Source organism: Paenibacillus sp. WLX1005 (assembly GCF_046603685.1).
In the GTDB taxonomy this organism is placed as follows: Bacteria; Bacillota; Bacilli; order Paenibacillales; family Paenibacillaceae; genus Saccharibacillus.
The window spans coordinates 906149-926942 of record NZ_CP176756.1 but is presented as its reverse complement, the minus strand read 5'-3'; the positions used below and the strand labels follow the sequence as shown (position 1 = coordinate 926942).

Annotated in this window: 18 protein-coding genes; 5 read left to right on the top strand and 13 right to left on the bottom strand. The window is 46.9% G+C overall.

Going from position 1 to position 20794, the window contains the following annotated elements; genetic code table 11:
- Positions 1-69 precede the first annotated feature (69 nt).
- Together ACE3MZ_RS03995 and ACE3MZ_RS03990 are read right to left on the bottom strand one after the other, a co-directional pair.
- Positions 70-642, bottom strand: a complete 573-nt coding sequence (locus tag ACE3MZ_RS03995) for a hypothetical protein (RefSeq protein ID WP_411345217.1) — start codon at positions 640-642, stop codon at positions 70-72.
- 214 nt (positions 643-856) lie between these two features.
- Positions 857-1381 carry a DUF948 domain-containing protein gene (locus ACE3MZ_RS03990; protein ID WP_411345216.1) on the bottom strand — a complete coding sequence of 175 codons (525 nt, stop codon included), beginning with the start codon at positions 1379-1381 and terminating at the stop codon, positions 857-859.
- A 305-nt stretch (positions 1382-1686) separates the two neighbouring features.
- On the opposite strand from ACE3MZ_RS03990, the gene ACE3MZ_RS03985 reads away from it, so the two are divergent.
- The gene (locus tag ACE3MZ_RS03985) at positions 1687-1851 is read left to right on the top strand and encodes a DUF1328 domain-containing protein (RefSeq protein WP_367064165.1); all 165 of its coding nucleotides are present in this window, start codon (positions 1687-1689) and stop codon (positions 1849-1851) included.
- 128 nt (positions 1852-1979) lie between these two features.
- Here ACE3MZ_RS03985 and ACE3MZ_RS03980 read toward each other — a convergent pair whose 3' ends face one another.
- From ACE3MZ_RS03980 to isdC, 11 genes are all read right to left on the bottom strand, one after another.
- On the bottom strand, positions 1980-2624 hold the full coding sequence (locus tag ACE3MZ_RS03980) for a hypothetical protein (RefSeq protein WP_411345215.1): 645 nt from the start codon (positions 2622-2624) through the stop codon (positions 1980-1982).
- 41 nt (positions 2625-2665) lie between these two features.
- Entirely contained in the window at positions 2666-3538 is an 873-nt protein-coding gene (locus tag ACE3MZ_RS03975) for a cation diffusion facilitator family transporter (RefSeq protein ID WP_411345214.1), read from the bottom strand.
- A 384-nt stretch (positions 3539-3922) separates the two neighbouring features.
- On the bottom strand, positions 3923-5548 hold the full coding sequence (locus tag ACE3MZ_RS03970; protein WP_411345213.1) for an ABC-F family ATP-binding cassette domain-containing protein: 1626 nt from the start codon (positions 5546-5548) through the stop codon (positions 3923-3925).
- A 651-nt stretch (positions 5549-6199) separates the two neighbouring features.
- On the bottom strand, positions 6200-7306 hold the full coding sequence (locus ACE3MZ_RS03965) for an MBL fold metallo-hydrolase (protein ID WP_411345212.1): 1107 nt from the start codon (positions 7304-7306) through the stop codon (positions 6200-6202).
- 143 nt (positions 7307-7449) lie between these two features.
- Positions 7450-8235 carry an ABC transporter ATP-binding protein gene (locus ACE3MZ_RS03960; RefSeq protein ID WP_411345211.1) on the bottom strand — a complete coding sequence of 262 codons (786 nt, stop codon included), beginning with the start codon at positions 8233-8235 and terminating at the stop codon, positions 7450-7452.
- The gene (locus ACE3MZ_RS03955; RefSeq protein WP_411346689.1) at positions 8225-9178 is read right to left on the bottom strand and encodes a FecCD family ABC transporter permease; all 954 of its coding nucleotides are present in this window, start codon (positions 9176-9178) and stop codon (positions 8225-8227) included. Before ACE3MZ_RS03955 ends, ACE3MZ_RS03960 begins: the two co-directional genes overlap by 11 nt.
- Positions 9179-9322: 144 nt before the next feature.
- Entirely contained in the window at positions 9323-10243 is a 921-nt protein-coding gene (isdE, locus tag ACE3MZ_RS03950) for a heme ABC transporter substrate-binding protein IsdE (RefSeq protein WP_411346688.1), read from the bottom strand.
- A gap of 163 nt (positions 10244-10406) precedes the next feature.
- Entirely contained in the window at positions 10407-15170 is a 4764-nt protein-coding gene (locus ACE3MZ_RS03945; protein WP_411345210.1) for an NEAT domain-containing protein, read from the bottom strand.
- Between the two features lie 89 nt (positions 15171-15259).
- Positions 15260-15748, bottom strand: coding sequence for an NEAT domain-containing protein (locus ACE3MZ_RS03940; RefSeq protein WP_411345209.1), 489 nt, complete (start codon positions 15746-15748; stop codon positions 15260-15262).
- Between the two features lie 88 nt (positions 15749-15836).
- Positions 15837-16322 carry an NEAT domain-containing protein gene (locus ACE3MZ_RS03935; protein ID WP_411345208.1) on the bottom strand — a complete coding sequence of 162 codons (486 nt, stop codon included), beginning with the start codon at positions 16320-16322 and terminating at the stop codon, positions 15837-15839.
- Positions 16323-16349: 27 nt separating this feature from the next.
- A complete protein-coding gene (gene isdC, locus ACE3MZ_RS03930; RefSeq protein WP_411345207.1) occupies positions 16350-16823 on the bottom strand; it encodes a heme uptake protein IsdC in 474 nt (157 codons plus the stop codon).
- Positions 16824-17268: 445 nt separating this feature from the next.
- Here isdC and ACE3MZ_RS03925 point away from each other — a divergent pair, with 445 nt between their 5' ends.
- The 4 genes from ACE3MZ_RS03925 to isdG are packed head-to-tail and all read left to right on the top strand — an operon-like array spanning position 17269 to position 20470.
- Positions 17269-18252: an ABC transporter substrate-binding protein gene (locus ACE3MZ_RS03925; protein WP_411345206.1), complete on the top strand. Its 984-nt coding sequence runs from the start codon at positions 17269-17271 to the stop codon at positions 18250-18252.
- Positions 18245-19255 carry a FecCD family ABC transporter permease gene (locus ACE3MZ_RS03920; protein WP_411345205.1) on the top strand — a complete coding sequence of 337 codons (1011 nt, stop codon included), beginning with the start codon at positions 18245-18247 and terminating at the stop codon, positions 19253-19255. The genes ACE3MZ_RS03925 and ACE3MZ_RS03920 overlap by 8 nt, the downstream gene beginning before the upstream one ends.
- The gene (locus ACE3MZ_RS03915; protein WP_411345204.1) at positions 19252-20172 is read left to right on the top strand and encodes an ABC transporter ATP-binding protein; all 921 of its coding nucleotides are present in this window, start codon (positions 19252-19254) and stop codon (positions 20170-20172) included. The genes ACE3MZ_RS03920 and ACE3MZ_RS03915 overlap by 4 nt, the downstream gene beginning before the upstream one ends.
- A complete protein-coding gene (gene isdG, locus ACE3MZ_RS03910; RefSeq protein ID WP_411345203.1) occupies positions 20132-20470 on the top strand; it encodes a heme oxygenase in 339 nt (112 codons plus the stop codon). Before ACE3MZ_RS03915 ends, isdG begins: the two co-directional genes overlap by 41 nt.
- The last annotated feature ends 324 nt before the right edge of the window (positions 20471-20794 follow it).

Here is a 20794-nt window from a genome sequence, read left to right as displayed (position 1 = left end):
AAACATGTATGTTGTCAAAATTTGCGCATAATGATATTCGCTGCGTGAAACAACGTCCTACCATGTCTATTATTGAGACAATGCGTCAAAAATATCTGCACTTACAATATTGCCGGTCTCTGGGTCGGTAAATACCTTAAAGGCATAAAATTCATTGTTATAGCCCTGTCCGTCCTCAGCGGTAAACTGCGGCTGTCCAAGTGCATTCGTGATATCCTGTTTATTTAGCGCAATACGCTGTCCATCCAGTTCAATAGAACCTGCTGTTACCGGGACACTGATGTAATAAATCAGACCATCGCGCAGACCTACAGTCAGATGATTGTAGCGGTATTCGGTATAGCCGCTCACATTCTCTGCAATGCTCGCAGGTTCTCCAAGTTTGCGAATGACATCCGCCTTGGTATCTTCCAGCGATACACCATTCAGTGTGCTGTACGTATAATTGTGGTCCTCTTCATATACGGCATTCGATACCGTTGGCATAGAAGCCTGAGCAGTCGTAATACCGGTGTCCGGTGTGGATGAAGCATATTGAGCGGTCTGTACAGTCGTAACCGGCTGTACGGAAGCAGCAGATACTTGATCATAACCGGGGTCAGGGGACAATATTCCAGCGAGTAACATCATGAGAGTTAGCATCGTCTCACCCTTTCTTCGGCTTGCTTCTGTGAAGCGTTATATCTACATCTTAATACATAAGAAAGCTTGCTTGGTTACCAGTTTGTCTATTCGGGGTTACAGGTCTGTTTCATCTATAATTCAACCGGCAAAGCGTAGTCGTCTAAACAAAGTTCGCTCTGCCGGTTAAATAGAGGAATAACACTTCAAAGCAATATAATTATCCTAATGTCAATTAACGAGATTGTGCTTTGCGCAGGCGTTGCCATACGTTAGCGATAATATCAACAGTGTTCACCCACGCACCGGATTTGGCATATGTAGCCGAATACGATTGCAGCGTGCGATCTTCTGGAGTCGAAGCTTTAACTACGCCATGCGGATTGTTGGCATGCTCGTGTGTGTCACCACTTGCGAACTTTACTTTTTCAAAAAAAGCACCAGATACTTCTTTTGTTTTCAGCGTCAAGTCTTTGACTGTTTCTGTTACTTCGCTCAGTACGATACCGAGATTATTGACGGAATCAACAACTGGATCGACTTGCTTGAGCTTGTACTCTACGTTCGACGTAATGTCGTTTACGTTACGTACGGTTTGTTTCACCTCATAGGTTAATTCTTCTACGGTTTTCTGAACGTCTTTTAATGTAGCGGATACGTTATCAAGCGAATCCTTTGCTGCCAATAAAAGTTTAACCAGAAATACTACGAGTACTGCGAATGCGATCGCGATAATCGCGACACTGATACTAATGATCATATTGTCTGTCCTCTCCTTCAACGATTGAAATTTTCTGTCTTCGATGTATTTCGTGGTGCACCTTTATGTTACTCTTAACTACCCGCCTGATCAGGCACCGAAACAAAAAGCGACTGCTGCCATCCCCTTTTTGCTAGCTTGTTTCAAGCTGGAAATTCAAGGTTAAGTTTCATTACGATCCGCTAACGGAACAACGCCACAATGAACATATTGCCATATTGGATATGTTTATTATGGAACTCCCGTTGGATTCATTGATGAACGCCTACATATAGGCAAATCCACCCTGAAAGAAGGTGAAACTCATGTTGAAATGGTCTATTATTTTCCTGATCGTTGCCATCGTAGCCGGTATTTTTGGTTTCTTCGGTATCGTGGAAGCAGCAGCGACTATTGCCAAAGTATTGTTCTTCCTGTTCCTGATCTTGTTCGTGGTTAGTCTGTTTACCGGACGACGTCGAACCTATTAGTTAGCGGTGCACCCTTCGTACATTCGAAGACAATTGCAGCGTAATACTTTCATACACAGCAAAAAGCGAAAAAAGCAGGATGATTCCTTTACAGGATCATGTTGCTTTTTTCGCTTGCTGTCTGTCTGCTATCTCCATAATAAGCGAGGTAATGTGAATAAATCCAGTTTAAATGTAACGGTAAGATGCTGATCTCCGAATTGAAGATCGCTCACCTCCACAATAGCGGGTACATATTTGTTCAATGAAATCGAAATGGGCTGCAAATGCGGCCAGTTAAAGGCACCATGCTTCACCGTTGTATGCACATGTGACAACACTAACGCATTGCCCTGCCGCTCCGCATTAAAATCCAGCAGTGCGCCAAACGGTATGCCCCATAAGCTACCTCGTACATCCGCCTGCACCACACTGCCTTTCCAGCTAAAATCGGCGCCTATAATATGAACACCTGCTGGAAAACGGGCTGCACGCTCCATCAATTCTTCCCGCGCCAGATCATTAAATTCTGCTGGAGATAACGTAATCTCCGGTTTCTTCTGCTTGACCATCTTGATAATCTTCGCCTGCATATCCAGTCCAGTATATGCCAAGCCCGGCTGACGCTGCGGCGCAATCATCCACGATAATAACGCGACGCTTCCACCTAACAATAAAATAAGCACGAGCAGCGCAATCAGCCAGCGACGTTTGTTTCGCCGTTTGCGTGAAGGATCAGACGGTTGATGTCGCTGAGATGGTGAGGATGGATCAAGTTGCGGTGACTGGTTCAACGTACGGCCTCCTTTTTGCCCAAAGGAGCCGGTATTCCCAATCAGGTATCCTTTGGCTCCACATGCACATGTACATAATGAATATTATGCACTTTCGCCATCTCCGCTTCAACTCGGTCGGTAATATGGTGACTGTCGCTTACGGACATCTCCGGTGCGACTTCGATAATGACATCGACTAGCACCTGACTGCCGTTAACACGAGCCTTAATATCTTTGATATGTTCTACACCTTTGATAGAAGCAATCGTTTCGCGCAGCTCTGGCAATTCCTTTTCATCAAATCCGTCAGTCAGTCGATGCATCGATTCCTGCAAAATATCCCAAGCCGTTTTGCAGATCAATAAGCCAACGACGAGTGCGGCTACGACATCGAGCCAAGGCATACCAAACTGTGAGCCGATAATCCCCACTGCTGCGCCGATACTCACCATCGCGTCTGACAGATTATCTTTGGCTGCTGCCATCAATGCCTGACTATTCGTACGCTTCGCCAGTGCCATATTGTACCGATATACGCCGTACATGACTGCTGCGCATACTAACGCTACAGCTGCCAGCCATGGCTCAGGTGCCTGTTCTCTACCACCAAATAACGATTGAACAGCATCAATCAACACCTGAATGCCAACCATCGCCATAATAAGTGAAGCGATAAGTGCTGCTACTGTTTCCGCACGGAAATGTCCATACGCATGATCGGAATCTGGCGGTTTGCGTGCAATGCGAAGTCCGATCAATACAGCAATGGATGCCACAATATCGGTCAAATTATTCATTCCGTCTGCCCGTAGTGCGCTCGATAGGAATAAATAACCAAGAATCAATTTAAACGAGGATAGCACCAGATACGATATAATACTGAGCCACGCGCCACGTTCGCCTTCTTTTAGGTTTTGATACACATCAACCATTTGTTCTGAATCCTCCCACCATTGGAGCCTACTCAATGACTCAGTTCCACTTTCGTCTGTTCATCTTAACAAACGAAATTGTTGTGGGTCTAGAGAAACGTTGTAGGGTAGGGCAAACCTTTTAGCCTATACTAAACGTTGTAGTGCCGGGCAAATCATGTATGCCTAACGAAATGTTGTAAGGGTAACTCAACAATTTTGCCTGTATGCAACATAAGATTTTGTTTAATATAGTAAATATAACGCTGTATGTGTAAAGGCAGGCTCTTCCTACCATTGCTGTTCTAAATGTTCCGTAACAGCAAAAAAGCCTGTAGCGCACCGGACAGTACTATCCGATGAACTACAGGCTTACAGTAATAAATGAAGGAAATGCTCCGGTGATTATACTTGTACCGGGTACATTTTATCACGCATTTCTTGAATTTCTTTGCTTTCCAGATATTCATCATAACTCATCATGCGGTCGATGACGCCGTTTGGCGTAATCTCGATGATGCGGTTGGCGATTGTTTGGACGAACTGATGGTCATGCGACGTGAGCAGGATGGTACCGTCAAAGTCGATCAGACCGTTATTCAGCGCTGTGATCGATTCGAGATCCAAGTGATTCGTCGGCTCGTCCAGCAGCAATACGTTACCGCCCATGAGCATCATACGGGATAACATACAGCGAACTTTCTCTCCCCCGGACAATACGCTTGCTTTTTTCAGCGCTTCGTCACCGGAGAATAGCATACGACCAAGGAATCCACGCAGGAACGATTCATCCGGGTCTTTGGAATAATCGCGCAACCAGTCAACCAACGTCTCATCTACGCCATCAAAGTACGCAGAGTTGTCGTTCGGGAAATAAGCTTGTGATGTCGTTACGCCCCATTGGTACGTACCTGCATCTGGCTCTACTTCGCCCATCAGGATTTGGAACAAGGCAGTTTTTACGTTGCCGTTTGGACCAACCAGCGCGATTTTGTCGCCTTTGTTCACGGTCAGGGTCAGATTGTCGATGACTTTTTCGCCATCTACGGTTTTGGTCAGACCGTCGATCAGCAGCAGTTGTTTGCCCGCTTCGCGCTCGCCCTTGAAGTTGATGAACGGATATTTGCGGTTGGACGGACGAATGTCATCCAGCGTAATTTTGTCCAGCATTTTCTTACGGGATGTTGCTTGTTTGGACTTGGATTTGTTGGCACTGAAACGTTGAATGAACGCTTGCAGTTCCTTCACCTTGTCTTCTTTTTTCTTGTTTTGCTCACGGCTCAGTTGCAGAGCCAATTGGCTGGACTCATACCAGAAGTCGTAGTTACCGACATACATCTGGATTTTGCCAAAGTCGATATCTGCGATATGCGTACAAACCGTGTTCAGGAAGTGACGATCGTGACTGACTACGATAACGGTACCGTCATACGATGCCAGGAAGTTTTCCAGCCAGTGAATGGACTCGATGTCCAAATGGTTGGTAGGCTCATCCAGCAGCAGGATGTTTGGATGACCAAACAGGGCTTGTGCCAGCAGGACGCGTACTTTCTCGTTGCCGTTCAATTCCTTCATTGTTTTGTATTGCATTTCGTTGTCGATACCAAGACCGTTCAGCATCTCAGCTGCTTCGGCTTCGGCTTCCCAACCGTTCATTTCAGCAAACTCCGCTTCCAGCTCGCCGGCACGCATGCCGTCTTCATCGCTGAAGTTTTCCTTTGCGTACAGTGCATCTTTTTCTTTCATAATATCGTACAGACGCTTGTGACCCATGATGACGGTCTCCAGCACTTGGAACTCATCGTATTCGGATTGGTTCTGTTTCAGAATCGCCATCCGCTCGCCCGGTGTGATATGCACTTCGCCTTCATTCTGCTCCACTTCGCCGGACAGAATTTTTAGAAAGGTCGATTTACCAGCGCCATTCGCACCGATCAGACCGTAGCAGTTACCTGGTGTGAACTTAATATTTACATCTTCAAAAAGGGCGCGCTTCCCATAACGCAGCGTGACACCTGAAGTACTTATCATGTATACAACCCATCCTTATCGTTTATAAAGTGTTGTTTTAATGAAAATGTCTGATCTCATAAGAAAAAGACAGTATTCGTTTTCATAAAACGACTGTTGGCACTAGTATAACACACAAGTTGGGCTAATCGTAGGCGTGGAATGAATGTTTTGATGATTAAAATTTTGAAGGTTGGTTTTGGGAGTGATGGGGATTTAATGTATGCTTACTTGCTGGTGCAGCAATCGCTGCGGGAAGAGATTTGACCACGTCCTTAGGTGGAGCACAGGAATCTGCGGAATAGGAATATATGTAGATTCCTGTGCTCCAAGGTCGTCCTTTGGTCAAATTCTCTTCCCTCCGCTTAGTGTTGGATAGCAACGTATGCTTAAACCTCGAAACTCGAAACTCGAAACTCGAAACTCGAAACTCGAAACTCGAAACTCGAAACTCGAAACTCGAAACTCGAATAAGATTGTGTCGGTAGTGTTTTGTAGTCAAGTATTTTATTAATGATGAAATAGTAACTACTATATAACAGTTACTATTTCAAGCAATATGGCTACACTTTATTGTATGTTGCAATAAAAAAAGCCTCCTCTTCCTATAGGGAAGAGAAGGCTTTCGTTGCTATGTTTGATTGTTATCATGACTTATATCGCAATATTCTTTTATAAAGCATCTGCACGACAAGCATCGGCGCGTTGTTCCGCTTCTTCATCCAGCAGACCATGTACGACCAACGTCTCACCGTAGCCGAGTACGCGAATGCGATCTTTTTCGATGTTGAGACGATCTCGTTCGGCTTCAAGACGGTCAAGTGCTTCACGAGCGGTATCGTCGGCTAACTTAAATGTACCGTAATGCATCGGCACCATAACCTCCGCGCACACGTCGCAAAAGGCGCGCAACGCTTCTTCCGGTGTCGTATGCTGGGAGCTACTGAACCATTCGGGATCGTATGCACCGATCGGCAATAGAGCAACATCAATACGGTGACGACGTCCAATATCAATGAAGCCGGGGAAATATCCGCTATCTCCGGCAAAGTAAACGGTCGGTGGCACTACACGATGGACATAGCCCATTTCTTTGCTATTACTGACTTCTGGGATTTTGGGACGTGGATGCGTCGGGTCCAGTTCCGTATTCCATACATTATGCGGCTCGTCTGGCATGACCGGATGCTGTACTGGCTCCAGCACATAACCGCCCCAGTGAGACGTATTGGTATCGAGCAATGTACGACGGCTCCAATGCTGGGTCGGAACGAAGGTAATATTGGCGTCACCCATTTTGAACGTTTCCCACCATTTCATCTCATGGCAACGATGGAAGCCTTTGCGTACCATTTTGGACTTTAATCCTTGAGGCACCAGAATCGTTGTCGAGCTACGATACAGCTTGCGGATCGAATTGATATGCATATGATCATAATGAGAATGCGAGATCAGGATAATATCGATGGGCGGGATATCTTCAATCGGAATGCCCGGCTGACCGATACGCTTTTGAAAAGCAAGACGCTGCGCCCATACAGGATCGGTCACGATATTCAGCCCTTCGTATTGTATAAAAAAAGTCGAATGCCCGATCCATGTAATCGAGGCATCATCGCGGTTAGCGTGCAAGTAATCCATTTCCGGCGGATGATTAGGCACGAGATAGGAGCGGTCGCGGCTTGCCTTTTTGCGCCGATCTTCTCGCCATTGGCGGAATTGCTTGAGCGTCTTGTCGATACTAACGTTGTCGATGTTATGATAACGAGTTTTTGGCATAAAGATGCTGTCCTCCCGCATGTAAAATGTAGAATGTCTGGAACAAATACAAATGCCAGAGCTGTGTCATCCACAGTACCCTGGCATTGTTGGGGGCAGGCTGGAGACTGGGCTGGCTGTCTTTGTCGGTATATTACCCGCTTTCAGACAGACCGCAACACCGCCTGCATTGGCACGATATACATCCCTGCCTCCTCATCACGGCGCACCAGCACCTGCACATCGTATACTTCTTTCATTAAATCAGCTGTCAAAATATCATGCGGATGCCCAGAGGTCAGAATTCGTCCGTCCTTCATCGCTATCATCACATCGCTATAACGTAGCGCCTGATTGATATCATGCAGCACCATCACAATCGTTAAGCCAAACTCCTGATTGAGCCGCTGGATCAGCTCCATAATTTCCAATTGATAAAACATATCCAGATACGTCGTCGGTTCATCAAGAAACAGAATCGGAGTTCGTTGTGCCAGTGCCATCGCAATCCAGACGCGCTGTCGTTCACCGCCAGACAATTGATCCAGTGTGCGAAAGCGTCGCTGCTCCAGATTGGTGCAGGCAATCGCCCACTCTATCGCCTCTTCGTCCTCTGCCTTATTACTAGCAAACATCGTCTTGTGAGGCATCCGTCCGAAGCTGACTAACTTCTCTACCGTCAGATCATCCGGCGCCTCGTTCTGCTGATGCACGACCGCTAGCTGCTTTGCCAGCTCTAGCGGACGGTAGCGGGCGATCGCTTTGCCGTCTAGAATCACTTCGCCCTGACGCGGCTTGCCATTGTTGGACATGACGCTCAATAGCGTGGACTTACCACAGCCGTTTGGACCAATGATGGTAGTGATTTTACCGTGTTCAATCGTTGTCTGCACACTATGCAGCCGGTCGATTTTGCCATCATATGAAAAGGTAATCTGATTAACGTCCATAGATGCGATCACTCCTCCGAATCAGGAAAATCAAGAACGGTCCGCCGATCACTGCCATAATGATGGACGCCGGAATCTCCTGCGGCGCCAGTACGGTTCGTCCAAGCGTATCCGCGAGCAATAGCAATACTCCACCTGCCAGCGCACTGAATGGAATCAGCCATTTATGATCCGAGCCGACCAGCTGTCTGCCAATATGCGGAATGAGCAGTCCGATAAACACAATCACACCCGCAATGGCAGTCGCTGTCGATGCCAGAATGACCGCTACGATCGAGATCAGCACCCGCGCCAGTGTCACATTTAGCCCCAGATTGCGCGCCGTCTTCTCCTGCAACGACAAGTAATTGCACCAAGTCGCTACCAGCAGCGCCAGCACCAGACCGATACCACCATACCAGAGCATAACATCGACATCAATCCACTTTTTCATCGACAACGTAGAGGTGGTCACCTGATTAATGCTTGTCACTGCATAACTCCCCCGATAATTAAACGACTGTCCCAAACCGGAAAAGATCGCATTCACCGCTACCCCGATCAGAATGAGCCGCACCGGATGTAGCCCTGAACGCCACGAGAAGCCATATACCATCAGACACGCTAGCGCCCCGCCGAGAAAGGAAAAGACCGGCATCCAGAAATACAGTGCCGGGAAAATGGTCACCGCAATTAGCGATACGAGTGCAGCACCGGATGAGATGCCGATCACGCCAGAGTCTGCGAGCGGATTCTTCATCACCGCCTGAAACAACACCCCAGCAACCGCCAAGGCGGCTCCTGCCATCACCGCAATAATAATGCGCGGCAACCGTAAGTCGCGCACCACATTCACCTGCGCATCATCGCCAGTCCACAACCCTTGTATCAGTTGCAGCGCACCGACGCGCAGACTGCCGGTCATCGCCGAATACAGCACGACACCGACCAGCAGCACGATCATTCCAATAAAGCTCCATGTTCTCTTTTTCTGCTGACGACGGTAGATCAGATGGGTATCATCGCTCTGTCCGTCCGCACGTCCCGCTGCCACCGGGGTCGTTTGTAGATTCGGCAACATGATTCTCTCCTGTTCTTGAATAGATTGTTATGATTTCGAGTCTGGGTACATCATTTTGACCAGTTCATCCAGTGCATCGTTCGCAGCCAGACTAGCGGTGGTGCCGAATAAAGGCTCTGGCAGATCGTAGACACGCCCATTCTGCACGGCATTGAAGTGCTTCCAGATGTCATTCGTTTGGAATTCCTCATCAAACATCTTCACAACTTCTTCCGGCATGCCATGTGCCGCGCGCAAAATAATATCCGGGTTCGATTGCTGCAAATATTCTGTATTGGATGCCAAATACTCTACATCCTCGCCCTGCACAATATTCGTACCGCCCGCAATCTTCACCAGATCGCCGATATACGAATTCTCGGTCGCTACCAGATAACTACCCGGTACACCTAGCAAAATCAGCACTTTCGGCGATGGCTTACCTGCTACTTCTTTCTTGATCTCAGCCACTTTGCTTTGCAGCTTGCTGTTGACCTGTTCTGCTTGCTGTACACGATCAAAACGAGCACCCAGCTTAGTAATTTCATTTTCCATATTACTCAGACTTTCAAAATTCAAAAACTCAGCGTTAATGTTCAAGCCTTTGAATTTCGGTTCCAGATCGTATTGGAGCGTCGTTACAGATAAAATATCCGTCGGACTGAGCGACATGACTTTTTCCATATCCGGGCTCATCGGGTTACCAACATCGGGTACATCCTTATAGCGTTCCGGTAGTGTCTTGCTGCTGGTCGGTTTGCCTGCCAGATCAAGATCCAGCGCGTTGGCGATCTCGGTAATCGCTACTGTCGTTGCGACAATGCGCGCCTGACTGTTGCTGGACGTACTCTCATTGTCCGCAGCAGCGGAAGTAGATGTTGTACCGGATGCAGACGAGCAGCCGGACAAGATTAGCATGAGCAGAAACAGCAGTGACAATCCCTGATAGATCGGCTTGCGTGCAAACATCGCTGGACGTGTATGGTATCCGGTGCGACGGGATGAATGTAACTTCACCTATATTCCCTCCAACGTTCAAAATAGTTTCCAAAATGCCCGCAAGCCCTGGCATAAAGGAATGCCAAGACTTGCAAGCGTACAGGATCAAGCCTGTATGAATATGGTGTTGTTGTTAGCTCAATTCTTTTTTACTGGCTTCGTCAAATTGGAATTGCACCGTATACCAGTGATCATATGGTACGCCGCCGATGACCAGACCAGGTACTACGACATGCGTATACGCATTGATTTTGCTGGACAGATTGTCCACTTTGAAACGAACGACTGTGGTTGCGCCAGTCGAGGATACCTTCTCCACGTCCTTCAGCGCGCCGTCCTGCTCAACTTGTAAGACAGGCATCCAGCTGCCATTTTTCAGTGTCAGTTCGGCATACGTTACGCCGTTTTCTTCCACCAGTGTAGCGGTTGGAGTCACATAATCGTTCATCACGGACAATTCACTGCTCTTGTCTTTGTATACTTTGACGTTAATGCTATATTTCCGTGCAGTCACGGTTGTACCAGTGTCGCTGGAACCGTTCGTGCCTGTCGTTGCTTCTTCTGCCGGAACAGTGCCAGTTGTGCCAGATGGGTTGGCAGGCGTTGCTTCCGTTGTTGGTGCAGGTTGTGTCTCAGTGGTGCCATCATTGGATTTCAAGGTTGCACGGTCGAACAGCAGTTGACCGCCCAGTTTCTCGTTGTTCATATAGCGGGACGAAACGTTGGCATGAGCGAAGATACTCAGCTTGCTGTCCAGATCAGGAACTTCGAATGTGACTGTGCGGGACTTGCCGTCTTGCGATTGCGATACTACTTCAGGTGCCGTGTATTTGCCTTCATAATCAGTCATAAATACCGGCACTGCTTCGTCATCAGCAATCGTGATGGTCGCGTATACTTTGCCGTCTTTTGCTGTCAATTTGGCAGTCCGATCCAGATACGGTGTCAGTACAGAATCTGCATCAGAACCATTTTTCAAAATACGGTATGTGGCAGTGTAGTCGCCATTCGCAATATTATTGGTGCCTTTGCCATTTGCCGTATCAGTCGTAGAGCTATCCGCAGTCACGGACGCTGTATCGAATTTGAATGCAAAATCGTATACAGTATCGCTGCTATCCGTTGTGCTGGCGATGCTGACACCGCCGGTCGTTACGAGCTGTGCGGGTACATTTTTGGTGTAGTCGGACACGCTGAATTTGACTGTTTTGGTATTTTTCGTTTCGTCACTGCTGACCACTTCGGCATCGGTATAGCTGCCGTCATTGGAGACGCGCAGCGCTTTGATGTTGTTGCCGTTGTTCAGTGTCATCGTTACGTAACGACTTCCATTTTCCACAGTCAACTGTACTGGCTCTTCTGATGACATAAAGCGATCCAGTGGAGACGATGTACCAGCAGCAATACCTGGCATTACGATGCTGAATGGCAGTTTGTACTTACCGGCTGCCAGGTTGGTAAAGTCCAGCGGAACCGTCGTGGTTGCTGCGGACAACTTAGGTGCTTCGTAAGGCATGAGCGAACCGATTTGCAGATCGACATCATACGTGTGATCGTAAGCCACGCCGCCGATTTCCAGACCGGGTACAATGACGTGCGTATTGATCTTCACTTTGCGCGGCAGTTCGGTTACCGGGAATTGAACGACACGGGTATCGCCGGACGTTTCGATCACTTGCGCATCTTGCCCGCCAACTTTGAACGTTTTGATCCAGCTACTGTTTTTGAGTGTTACTTGTACATAGTATTTACCGGATTTTTTGAGTACCGTTGCCGGTTTACCGAGATATTCATCCATCACGGAAATTTCTTTGGTTCCGTATTTGTAGGCTGTTAGGGACGCACTATATTTGCCGTCCGCCATGCCGTCTGGTGTTGTGGAGACGGTTTGGATGGAATTCGGGTCCATGTACAAACGTACGGATTCCAAACCTTCAGTAGACGAGATTAATTCAATATATGCCTCCGTGATCGTTTGTAGCGATTTTGTACTAAATGACATTGTTCGCTGATTGTTGGTTGTACTTTCGTCCAATGCTTGAACATCATAGACACTACTCTCATTAATCTGGAATCTTGAAATCTCATCACTATTATTCAGCTTAAAGGAAGTCGTATATACTCCATCTTTAACACTAATATTAACAGTGTGATCCAGATAGCTATCCAACGCTGAGTTGGTATCTTCGTCAATATTCCAAGCATGGAGATCGGCGGTGTAGTTACCATCAGACAACTCGATTGCTTTAGGACTTGCTGGTACTGGTTTTGCATTTTCACCAAATTTGATTTGTACTGTATACCAGTGATCATACTTTTGACCACCTATATCCAAATCAGGTATGACAACATGTGTATATACATTGGTTTTGGTATTTACACTTTCAATAGGGAATTCAACAGTTCTGGAATTAGTATCTTGTGAAACAATCGTTGCTTCTTCGAACTTGCCATTTACTTTAGTCTGGAAAGAAGGGATCCAAGAACTATTGCTCAGGCGTAAACGAACATTATATTTCCCTGATGCAACAACTAACGTTGCTGGTTTACTTACATATGCATCCATTACAGAAACGTCAGAAGTACCATCTTTGTAAATAGAGAAAGGAATTGTATAAGTGCCATCAGCATATTCAGAATTCCCAGGCTCTTCCGTAGTAGGATCTTCTGGTGTAGGAGTCTCTGGTGTTTCCGGTGTGGTCGTATCTGGAAGCAAATCTGATGTATCAAAATTCAATTGAACCTTATACCAGTTGTCATAGTTCAGACTCGGTATGACTACATGAGTATATGCTTCCACCTGTTGCGTCGGATCTTCCAATACAAACTGTACGACACGCGTATCGCCACTGATGGAAATAGTTGTTGCTTCTTGCAATGTACCGTTCACTTGCGTTTGGAAGGATGGAATCCAAGAGCTATTGTTCAATGTCATTTGAATATTATATTTACCAGACTTGGCAATCAGTTTCGCCGGTTTGACGGTATAGGCATCCATCACGGAAGCTTCACTAGTGCCATTTTTGTAAACGGTAAAATTCACATTATATTCGCCATCAGCGATCACACCCGTAGTTGGGGTTGTCGTTACCGGTGTCAGGCTAGAAGCGTCAAATTGGAAACGAATCGTATAATCTGCTTCGTATGTTGGCGTTGCTTTGACATGAACTTGCGCAGTCAAAATGTCATCCAGATTCGCTACTTGGAAACGAATGGTACGTGTATCGTTAGCGGTATTTTCGCTCACCACTTCCGAATCCACTAATGCTCCGTTCCATGTCGTTTTCAATGCTGTTACGACCGAACTGCTTTTCACATCAAATGATACGTAATACTTGCCATCTTGAGCTGTAAATGTAGCTGGTGTCGTGAAATAATTCGCCATCGACGATGTTTGTTCTTTGGTCGCATGCAGCACAGTATAATTCAGCGTATAATCGCCATTGGCATAAGCCGGTGTCTGTACTACGCTGTCAAATTTGAACTGTACATAATACCAGTTGTCATATCCGATACTTGGAATGACTACATGGGTATACGCGTCCACTTTTTGCGTGACATCGCTGATTGGGAATTGGACAACGCGTGTATTGTTCTCGCTGTCTTGAGATACCGTTTCTACTTCTGTATACGCTCCATCTTGCTTCGTTTGCAAGGAAGGAATCAGACTACTGCTGCCAACAGTCAAGCGGATATATTGTTTATCCCCTTTTGTTACAAGCTGCGCAGGCTTCTGCATATAACCGTCCATGATGGACGCTTCTTCGGTACCATCTTTGAGTACGGTATAGTTAATATCTGATACGGTTTCTTCGATCAGACTACTGTTGTCGAATTGGAATTGCACTGTATACCAGTTGTCGTAATTCATACTTGGAATGACAACATGTACTTTGGCAGAAAGTTTGGAATTGCTTTCTGTCAACGCATCCGCTAGAAATTGTACAGTACGTGTATCGTTAGCTGTGTCTTTTGCAATGATACCTACATTGGTGTACGAACCATTTACATCCGTTTGAAGTTCAGTTACCATGCTGCTGCTGTTAATTCCCAGTTGAATATAGCGTTTGTTATCCGCTGTTGTCACCAGAGTAGCAGGCTTCTGCATATAGCTGTCCATCATAGATGTTTCGCTCGTACCGTCTTTGAAGACGGTGTAGGTCAGGCTTTGTTTGGTACCTGTCACAGCTTCGACCAGTTCAGGATCGGTCGGTGTTGGAGTAGGTGTTGTCGTTTCTTCTTTGGTCAATGTGGATGTATCCAGAATCAAATAACCAGAACCGTCTACATCGTTAAATTTGTAATTGAGTGTGATCTGAGTATTCAGATCGTATACATCAAAACTGACTCTCGTATAGTTTTTGGCGGAAGAGCTACTTGTCGCAGCTTGTGTTTCCTGTGTGTATACTGCGGTGCTAGTTTGATTATTTTGAGTGGCGGTCAGATCAGTGAAGCTACTTGCATTAACCCCACGGAAACTGAATGTGTATTTGCCGTTGTCCACAATCACGCGACCGGGACGATCAGCATTTCCATAGCTTTCGCGGAAAGCAGTTACTTCTCGGCTAGTATCCGTAGTACGAACAACCTTGTACCCGATCGTATACTGTCCATCTGCATACGTATCATACGTAGCCGTTGTAGCTGTAGAATAATTGAATTGACTCAGCGGGTCCTGCGAAGGGACATATATAGGTGTTTCCGCTGGTGAGTAGGTGTCATTGCTGACCGTTCCGGACGAGGAATCACCATAGGTGTCGGCACTTACGCTGCTGGAATCACCGCTACCTGTATCCTCTGCGAAAGCGGAAGGCAGTGCCGGTGAGATCATAGAGAACAGCATTACAAAAACAATACATTTTATTACATATGGTGCAAAGCGCCTTTTCAAAGTCATGCTCCCCCTGTTAACAAAATAGACTTATCCGGGGCCGGGTGGCCCCAGATAAGCAATCGTCATACGTCTACATCGTTTTGTCTTTTAATTTAGATGCTTTCTTGGTCAAACAGATATTGCACAGTATACGTGTTATCGTATGCTTGACCTGCAATTTCAGCAGGAACCACAACATGGATTTGTGCGTTCACTTTTGCAGACAGATTACTTACTGGGAATGTGTATGTTACAGTGTCACCACTTGTTGTGGATGTAGCAGCAACGTACGTTCCGTTTTGTTGCGTTTTGAAGGATTTGATCCAATCTTTATGATTCAGTGTTACTTTTACCGTTGCTTTGCCACCGGATACGATCAGCGTAGCTGGTTTACGGGAATACTCGGAGCTGTCCATATAAGAAGCATTGTTCGTGCCGTTCGCATATACAGTGTAGTCAATTTGGTATGTGCCATCTGCAATCGCTGCGTCCGCTTTGGAAGCCCACGGTGCCATCAGGGCTCCAACCAGAGCGACTACCATTGCGATCATGAGTGCTTTCAACCATGTTCCTTTTTCCATACGGTTCATTGTCATATTCATTGTATTCATTCTCCTTCTTTTGTAGTTTGATTAACGGTTCTGTTATTCCCAATTCCATCTTACAAAGCGTAGTGTAAATAAAATGCGATCACTCAGCGCTGGAAGAATCGAATTTCAGGTCAACGTTGTATTTACCAGTGTAGTTGATCACTGGGATTTTGATCTCAGCATAAGCGTTCAGTGTTGCATCCAGATCAGCAACCGGGAATTCAACAACGCGAGTGTTGTTTGCTGTGTTTGTGCTAACAACGGTAGCATCAACCAGTTGACCATTTTGTTCTACTTTGAACGCTGTGATCAGGTTGCTGCTTGTGATTGTGATACGAGCTTTGGTTACGCCGTTAGCTACTGTTACAGTTGCTGGCTTCACAACATAGCTATCCAGACGCGATGTATTGGATGTGCCATCTGCCAGTACAGTGTAATCTACGGAATACGTTCCGTTTGCCAGTGCTGCGCGTGCTTGGCTAGCGCCGAATGGCAGAACCAGAACGCCCAGCAAAGCAGTCATAACCATAGCCAGCAGGGTATTTTTGAAGCTCCATTTTTGTTTACGGTTGATTGCAATATTCATAACAACACTCTCCTCGATTTGGATGGATTATTTGACTTTTTTCAGGGTGCTTCGGTCAAACTTGAAGCGAATCGTGTAGTCGTGGTCGTAGTTGTATGAAGGTACAGTAACGTGAATTTGCGAGATCATCGGATTCGTGATATCCGCAATCGGGAATTGAACGATGCGCGTATCTTTGGTTGTGTTCGTTTTGAGCACGGTGCTGTTTACGATTTTGCCTTTGTACTTCACCTTGAACTGCGTCGTCCAAGCGCTGTGGTTAATCGTAATTTGCATCGTCATTTTGCTGCCAGTTACATACAGTTTGGCAGGCTTCTCAAAATAATCGTTTGCCATCGATACAGAATTGTCTTCTGCCCGCACAATATCGTAATCCAGCGTATATGTACCTACAGCCGGTCGGGATGATGCAGCTGCGTTAGCGGAAGATGGTGTGGTTCCGACAACTAGCATTGCGATCATAATCATCCATACTACCGGTAAAGCGAATTTCCGTTTCATTGGTGACAGGGTTCCTCCTTTCTAACTTTTTTGAGATGCTGGCAGGTTAATTGATTATCATTCTCAATTAACTTTAAAAAATAAATGTCCTCGCAGGACATGTGAAATGCTAGTTTTTCCCTCCCTGTTCATTATCAGGAAAGTTGTGTGCATTACACAATGCCAATGGTAGACTATATTTTTCCTACTTGTCAATACGTCATTTTTTGCTTAATCCCTCATGTGATAAGGCATATCAGGCATACTCTTTATTTTGTTTTCATCTATACGCACATAAAGCTAACACGAATTCCGAGCTTTTTTCTAAAAAAAATAAATTAAAATTCATTTTAATGTTGACGCCTCAAATGATATTAATTATCATTTAGGTTAAGGTAATTGAAAACGATTATCAATTAATACCTTGCAATATTTTGTATACAAATGGCAGGAGGAATAGATATTCATGAAGGCTTCTTATCTCGGTTTATCCGTCCTGCTGATGTGTGCACTTGCCGGATGCAGTCAACCGGCTGGTAGCAACACATCCCCTACAACAGGCTCGGCAGTAGCCGAAGCGACAGGATCACCGGTGACGGTTACCGATTTTGCAGGCAGAACCGTTCGTCTGCAACATACACCACAGCGTATCGTAGCGCTTAGCAATGGCGAGGTGAATATCGTGTACGCCTTGGGCGGAACAGTTGTCGGACGCCCTACGTCCAGCGGCGGCGCTCCAGTCAAGGAAGCGGAGAATGTACAGACGATCGGCTCCACTCACGAGATTGATCTGGAAAAGGTCGCTCTGCTTGAGCCGGATATTGTGCTTGGCAACAGTCCGATGAATGAAAAGGATATCCCATCCGTGGAAGGCATCGGTGCGCAAATGATACTTAGCGCCGCCAACTCGGTTGACGATATACAGCGGCAGATTACTTTATTCGGACAGTTATTGAGCAAACCGGAGCAAGCATCCCAGCTCAATACTGAGCTGAAGCAGCATATCGCCAAACTCGCTACACATAGCCAAGCCAATGGAACCCAGCCCAAAGTGCTGCTCGTCTATGGCGCACCCGGTACATATATGGCAGCACTGCCCAACTCGCTCAGCGGCAACATTTTGGAGCTGGCAGGTGGGAGTAATATCGCTGCCGATCTGCCCGGACTGCAAAATTATCCGCAATATGCCCAGTTGAGTACCGAACGAGTCGTAGAAGCTGATCCAGATTATGTATTCATCATGACTCATGGTAACAGCGAGGAAGTGAAAGCCGGCTTTCTCAAGGAAATGCAGGATAATCAGGCATGGAGCAGTGTAAGCGCGGTGAAGAACAATCACGTCGAAGTGCTTCCCTCCGATCTGTTCGGCACGAATCCCGGTACTCGTGTAACCGAAGCATTGGATCTGCTACACAATCTGCTCTACCCGGATACCGCATCTCATGGGTAACGCCGATATTCGTAGGCGGTCGCGTCGCCGTCTGCTGCTTGCCGTACTGTTGCCAACACTACTATTTGTAGTGTCATTGTATAGCATCGCTTACGGATCGATCTCCATTCCTTTATCTGATCTGCTAGCAGTGCTGTCCGGTCAACAAGAATCTGTATACCGCACCATTATCATGGATTTGCGCTTGCCGCGTGTATTGATCGGTATCCTTGTCGGTGCCTGTCTCGCTGCGTCCGGTGCACTGCTACAGGGCGTCATGAAAAATCCGCTTGCCGATCCGGGCATTATCGGCGTCTCGGCAGGTGGTGGGCTGGCGGCAATGGTCACGATGGTTATTTTGCCGCAATTCAGCTATCTGCTGCCAGTGACTGCTTTTATCGGTGCCTTTATCACAGCGATCATCATCTACTTCATGGCATGGGAGCACGGCGCTTCACCCGTCAAAATTGTACTGGCAGGTGTGGCGGTTAATGCGCTGCTCGGCGCGGTGACGAATGGCATCATGGTCGTATTTAGCGACCGTGTGCAGGCGGTATTGCCTTGGCTATCCGGTGGATTGAACGGACGCAGCTGGCATCATCTGGAGTTCATGGCGCCTTACGCGCTGATTGGTCTGGTACTGTGTCTGTTCGCTATCCAGCCTGCCAATCTACTGCTGCTCGGTGACGATTCGGCAAAATTACTCGGGCAGCGGGTAGAGTTGCAGCGATTCTTGTTGATCATGCTAGCGGCACTGCTGGCAGGGGCAGCGGTCAGTGTCGCAGGATTGGTCGGCTTTGTCGGGCTGGTTGTACCGCATATGATCCGGCTGTTAATCGGCGAAGATTATCGCTTTCTGCTACCGTACTCCATGGTTGGCGGCGGTGTACTCGTTGTGCTGGCAGATCAGATTGCCCGTTCGTGGTTTGATCCAATCGAACTGCCAGTTGGCATTCTGCTGGCGGTTATCGGCGCTCCATTCTTCCTTTATTTATTAAAAAGAAAAGGACCGGTGCTGTCATGACATTTAACAATCACATGCCAACAACTTCGACTGATGCCGCCTTGTTACAGGATGGAATCCATTGGGAGCTACATTCAGATCCTAACCATGCCATTCATGTTCAGGATATTGCTCTAAACCGCGGGCATTTCCAACTGGACTCCATTTCGATATCTATTCCGGCAGGCAAAATGACCGCCATTGTCGGACCGAACGGCTCGGGCAAATCGACATTGCTGCGCATCATGGTACGACTGCTCAAGCCGGATCGCGGTACGGTGCAAGTACTTGGACAACCATCGTCACAATATAGTCTGCGAGAATGGTCACGCCGAATCACAATGCTACCCCAGCTAAAGGAATCTTTGCCATTGCTCACGGTGCGTGAACTGGTCGCGTATGGACGTGCTCCACACAAGCGACGTTTCCAGACGCTTCACAGCGCCGAAGATGACGCCATTGTACAACAGATGATGGATTGGACAGGCATTGCTGCCTACAGTGACCGGATGTTCCATACGTTATCTGGCGGCGAACAGCAACGAGCACGAATTGCCATGGCGCTTGCTCAGAAGACACCGGTCGTGCTACTAGACGAGCCAACGACCTTTCTCGACATCGCTCATCAGTTTGAAGTGATGGATATGCTGCATCGAATCAATCGCGATACTGGTTTGACGATTGTGATGGTGCTACATGATCTACAGCAGGCAGCCGCTTACTGTGATCATATGATCGCTCTCAAGGGCGGACAGCTAGCTGCACAGGGGCAGCCGCTGGAGTTGTTGACGGATGATTTTATCAAACAGGTATACGGCATGAATGCCACTATTAAATATGAAGGGAAATATCCGGTCATCGTACCGGTAATCCCTCACCATTCAGGAGGACAATCCCATGATCATCGTAACGAACACATCGCAAATCACCAAAGGTAGTGCCCATCTGCTCGTTGAACGTTTTGACAAAGTAGGCAAAGTGGAATTTATGGAAGGCTTTCTCGGTCTGGAAGTGCTGTACAATGATGGCAACAAAGAATACGACGAGGTCGTAATCAGCACTCGCTGGGAATCCAAAGACCATTTCCACGGCTGGACACGCAGCGACGCGTTCCGCGAATCCCATGCACACCGCAATATTCCAGATTACATTCTGGATAACAAAATCGGTTTCTATGAAGTGAAGATTGTTCGTGATCCGCAGCAATCGCCAAGCGGTGATCAGGCAGCGGTATAAGGATCGTGTCAAAGGCGCAAGCTATGAGCAAGATCAAGCGCGCAAGCGCCAGTAGCTTGTTCAATTGAATTGCTTCAACCAAAATGATGGATAGATGACGTACATGAGAGCGATTAATCTATGCTATGCGTGCCTGAGTATCTGAATGTGTAAATAAACGAAAAGGCTGTTCCGTTAGGATACGGAGCAGCCTTTTTGTGTGTGATACGCTTATTTTTACTATATTCTCATCGTATTACCATGTTCTTATCGTACATCATGCGCGATATGTGTACCTCTACTCTACTCTACTCTACCCTGCTCTCTACTTCTTGCCTATCCATG

Excerpts from the sequence above, each read along its gene's own strand:
- ACE3MZ_RS03940 (WP_411345209.1), bottom strand. The coding sequence starts at position 15,748 with ATGAATATGACAATGAACCGTATGGAAAAAGGAACATGGTTGAAAGCA.
- ACE3MZ_RS03995 (WP_411345217.1), bottom strand. The coding sequence starts at position 642 with ATGCTAACTCTCATGATGTTACTCGCTGGAATATTGTCCCCTGACCCC.
- ACE3MZ_RS03935 (WP_411345208.1), bottom strand. The coding sequence starts at position 16,322 with ATGAATATTGCAATCAACCGTAAACAAAAATGGAGCTTCAAAAATACC.
- ACE3MZ_RS03955 (WP_411346689.1), bottom strand. The coding sequence starts at position 9,178 with ATGATCGTGCTGCTGGTCGGTGTCGTGCTGTATTCGGCGATGACCGGC.
- ACE3MZ_RS03960 (WP_411345211.1), bottom strand. The coding sequence starts at position 8,235 with ATGGACGTTAATCAGATTACCTTTTCATATGATGGCAAAATCGACCGG.
- ACE3MZ_RS03920 (WP_411345205.1), top strand. The coding sequence starts at position 18,245 with ATGGGTAACGCCGATATTCGTAGGCGGTCGCGTCGCCGTCTGCTGCTT.
- ACE3MZ_RS03985 (WP_367064165.1), top strand. The coding sequence starts at position 1,687 with ATGTTGAAATGGTCTATTATTTTCCTGATCGTTGCCATCGTAGCCGGT.
- ACE3MZ_RS03990 (WP_411345216.1), bottom strand. The coding sequence starts at position 1,381 with ATGATCATTAGTATCAGTGTCGCGATTATCGCGATCGCATTCGCAGTA.
- ACE3MZ_RS03925 (WP_411345206.1), top strand. The coding sequence starts at position 17,269 with ATGAAGGCTTCTTATCTCGGTTTATCCGTCCTGCTGATGTGTGCACTT.
- ACE3MZ_RS03970 (WP_411345213.1), bottom strand. The coding sequence starts at position 5,548 with ATGATAAGTACTTCAGGTGTCACGCTGCGTTATGGGAAGCGCGCCCTT.
- isdC (WP_411345207.1), bottom strand. The coding sequence starts at position 16,823 with ATGAAACGGAAATTCGCTTTACCGGTAGTATGGATGATTATGATCGCA.
- ACE3MZ_RS03975 (WP_411345214.1), bottom strand. The coding sequence starts at position 3,538 with ATGGTTGATGTGTATCAAAACCTAAAAGAAGGCGAACGTGGCGCGTGG.
- ACE3MZ_RS03945 (WP_411345210.1), bottom strand. The coding sequence starts at position 15,170 with ATGACTTTGAAAAGGCGCTTTGCACCATATGTAATAAAATGTATTGTT.
- ACE3MZ_RS03915 (WP_411345204.1), top strand. The coding sequence starts at position 19,252 with ATGACATTTAACAATCACATGCCAACAACTTCGACTGATGCCGCCTTG.
- ACE3MZ_RS03965 (WP_411345212.1), bottom strand. The coding sequence starts at position 7,306 with ATGCCAAAAACTCGTTATCATAACATCGACAACGTTAGTATCGACAAG.
- isdE (WP_411346688.1), bottom strand. The coding sequence starts at position 10,243 with ATGTTTGCACGCAAGCCGATCTATCAGGGATTGTCACTGCTGTTTCTG.
- isdG (WP_411345203.1), top strand. The coding sequence starts at position 20,132 with ATGATCATCGTAACGAACACATCGCAAATCACCAAAGGTAGTGCCCAT.